Here is a 3412-nt window from a genome sequence, read left to right on the forward strand (position 1 = left end):
CTTTAATCGAGACGCTCATTTCCTCCGCACCAGCAGCGACGGTTTGAATAGAGCGGGAAACTTGTTCAGCCGCCGCCGCTCCGCTGTTGATGTAGTCGGTTGCTTTCTGGGTGGCACCCACTGCTCCGCGAGAGCCTTCCCCAATCCCTTCGGTAATCTTGCCGACGTTCTCTGCCGCCCCAACGGTTACGGCGAGGCTTTGGCGCAAGCCGCCCATAGCATCGTTGAAGTGGTCGCCCATATCGCCGACCTCGTCTCTGCTCTGACGCTGTACCTCAGCGGTGAAGTCGCCTCCCATCAGTTTGTCCATTCCAGCGGAGAGGGCGCGGACCGACTTAATCATGGGAGCTACCAGCAAACGCACCATCAAGAAAACCAGCACCGCTCCCACAACGAGGATAACGATAGAGATGACGATGGTGGTGCCTTCGGTAGAGGCTCGCGCCTGTGCGGAAGCCTCACGTTCGGCCTCGTAAGTGTCCAACAGGGCACGAGACTTGTCCGCGAAAACGAAACCATTTTCTTCTTGGAACCGACCAAAGACATTCGAGGCATCCACGGCTTGGGCTTCGTTGCCAGCCGCATTCTGGGTGAACTGAGCCCACGCTGCGGAATAGTCTTCTGCAGCGGAGCGCATATCCGCGACCAGGGCCTTTTGCTCGCTGGTCAGCGAGGCCTTTTCGAGACTGCCAAGGCCGTCATTGACCTTACCCAGCAACTCGTTGACCTCGTTGACGGTATCGCCTGAGCCGCTCAGGTTCCCAATCTTTCCAGCTTGCAGCTGGGTGAGTAGCATAATGTCTTGGGAACGAAGATTGGACCAGTTGATTCTGGCGTCTTCGACCAATTCTACTTCGTCAAAGCTGGCAACCTCTTCTTGGAATACTCCCCGGTATGCCTGTAACGATATAATCATGTAGATTAGCATCAGACCCAACAGTACTGCCGTGAGCAGCACTATGATGTGGGTCTTCATAGCGACAGAAAGCTTCTTTTGTTTCACTTGCAACTCCTGATTATTCACATCCGTGTCAATCGGATAGTGTCTGACTATCGGAGTTAAGTATATTAAAAATACCAAGGAAAATTAGGGCTTTTTAGAGAATTATCAAGAAAAACTCCCCCTGGGAGGAAAGTTAACCTAAGAAATCGGTAAATTTTCTGATTCTCCGCAGAGTTTCTTCCTTCCCCAGGATACCCATGGAATCGAAAACCGGGATGGATACGTTTGTACCGGTAATGGCCACAAACAACGGCGCAAAAGCCACGCGCGGCTTGACGCCCAAGCCATCAATGAGCGCCGTGTTCAAGACCTCGTGAATCGTCTCAGCGTCGGCAAATGCCTGGTCGCCTGCGGTTTCCAGCGCTTTAGCAGCCGCCTCCAGAATCGCGGCGGGCTCACCTTTCAACTTCGAGACGGCCTTTTCGTCGTATTCCACGTCGTCACGGAACAGGAACCCAATCAGTCCCGGGAGCTGATCCAGCTGCTGAACACGGGTTTGTGCCAGCGATGCCGCCTGATCCAGCACGGCGCGTTGCGCCTGGCTCAGGGAATCGTATTCTTCTGCCTCGACTAAACCGGCTGCCGCCAGGAAAGGCACCGTCCGACGGGTGAAATCGGACACCTCCAGCAGGCGGATATGCTCGGCATTAATCGCGTTGCATTTCTTAAGATCAAACCGGGCCGGGTTCGGGTTTACGGCACGGATATCGAAAGCCTGCGCCATCTGTTCGCGGCTGAAAATATCGTTATCCGCGGCGTATGCCCAGCCCAGCAGCGCCAGGTAGTTGACCAAGCCCTCGGGAATAATGCCGTGCTGTTTATGCAGCAACAAGTTCGATTCCGGATCCCGCTTGGAGAGCTTCTTATTTCCCTCGCCCATCACGTAAGGCAGGTGCCCGAAATAGGGCATGAACTTCGCCACCCCCAGGGCATAAAGTGCCCGGTAGAGCACGATTTGGCGGGGGGTGGAGGACAGCAGGTCCTCGCCGCGCAGGACGTGGGTAATCTCCATCAGCGCATCATCTACTGGGTTCACCAGGGTGTAGAGCGGCTCTCCGTTGGCGCGCACGATGACGTAGTCGGGTACGGAGCCAGCCTTAAATGTAATGTCGCCACGCACCAGGTCGGTGAAGGTGATGTCCTCGTCCGGCATTCGCAGACGCAACACAGGTTTACGGCCTTCTTTTAGGTATGCCTCGCGCTGGGCAGCGGTGAGGTCGCGGTCGAAGCCGTCGTAGCCCAGCTTCGGATCCTCGCCGCGTTCGCGGTGACGCGCCTCGACTTCCTCGGGAGTCGAGAAAGATTCATACGCAAAGCCCGCTTCTAGCAGCTGACCAGCCACTTCGCGATAGATATCCATACGCTGTGATTGGCGGTAGGGTCCGTGCGGGCCACCCACGTTGATGCCTTCGTCCCAATCCAAGCCCAGCCAGTCCAGCGATTCGAGAATCTGGTTAAAGGATTCTTCGGAGTCACGCGCCGAGTCGGTGTCCTCAATACGGAACACGAAAGTCCCCCCTTGGGAACGCGCATAAGCCCAGTTGAACAGGCAGGTGCGCACCATGCCGACGTGGGGGGTGCCGGTCGGGGAGGGACAGAACCGCACGCGGGTTTTCGGTCCGTCCGCAGGCGGCACAGGGATTGCAGAGACTTCAGGCAATTCGGTATTCATCACAGAGTCAATCATATATCCCCGGCTCAAAGCTTTTTTCCGAGGAGCCTCGAATCGCTGTTCCGGGGCAGATACTGGTGTCTATAACCAGATTTCAGCATTGTTCGGGCGTGAAACTTTCCTCGGTATCGGGGTGTGCGTGGATTAAAGGTGAAAATAGGGTCGTAGCTGCCAATAATGGCAGCTACTGCCTAAATCCCACCTTTTATCCGCAAGAGTGACCCGAACCGGGGTACCGGGCGCGACCGGAGCAGGGGGGCGACTCAGCGAGAGGCTGGGGGGTGAGCGTTTTGCGACAATAGTCGCGCAAAACGCGAGGGGGTACTCCCCCTTCCGCCTCTCGCGAGCGCCCCCGCGACGAAGCGCCCCCACCGAATCCGCTCTCTCACCGCGACGCAGACTTTGGCAGCGCAAGCTCGCTGGCATTGCCAAAGTCCAGGAAGCGGTACGGAAAGCGCAGCTTTCCAAGTATTTCTGCGACTAAGAGCCCCCGAACGCCGCCAAACCTCGCGGCCCAAATCCCGCATACTCACCGGATGGGACGCGCAGTTCCGCGATTGATAAACTGACCCCATGCGAGTTATACGTTTTGATAAAGGCGACGATACCTACGGTTTTGGCGTGATGGAGGACGACACGGACCGGATTACGGTCTTGGCGGAAAACCCCCTGTACAGTCCCGACAAAATCACCCCCACCGGTCAAATCCTGCAACTGGCGGACGTGCGCCTGGTCGC

At 56.7% G+C, this 3412-nt stretch carries 3 protein-coding genes; 1 reads left to right on the forward strand and 2 read right to left on the reverse strand.

Annotation, left to right across the window (positions count from 1 at the left end; translation table 11 throughout):
• On the reverse strand, positions 1-1003 hold a 1003-nt coding region (locus Q0X47_RS08565; protein ID WP_297725056.1), incomplete at its 3' end, for a methyl-accepting chemotaxis protein.
• Positions 1004-1136: 133 nt separating this feature from the next.
• Entirely contained in the window at positions 1137-2690 is a 1554-nt protein-coding gene (gene gltX, locus Q0X47_RS08570; RefSeq protein ID WP_297725059.1) for a glutamate--tRNA ligase, read from the reverse strand.
• A 558-nt stretch (positions 2691-3248) separates the two neighbouring features.
• Between gltX and Q0X47_RS08575 the strand changes: the two genes are divergently transcribed.
• On the forward strand, positions 3249-3412 hold a 164-nt coding region (locus Q0X47_RS08575), incomplete at its 3' end, for a DUF2437 domain-containing protein (RefSeq protein WP_297725062.1).

It is taken from the genome of uncultured Mobiluncus sp., from assembly GCF_947254095.1.
GTDB lineage: Bacteria > Actinomycetota > Actinomycetes > Actinomycetales > Actinomycetaceae > Mobiluncus.

Excerpts from the sequence above, each read along its gene's own strand:
- gltX (WP_297725059.1), bottom strand. The coding sequence starts at position 2,690 with ATGATTGACTCTGTGATGAATACCGAATTGCCTGAAGTCTCTGCAATC.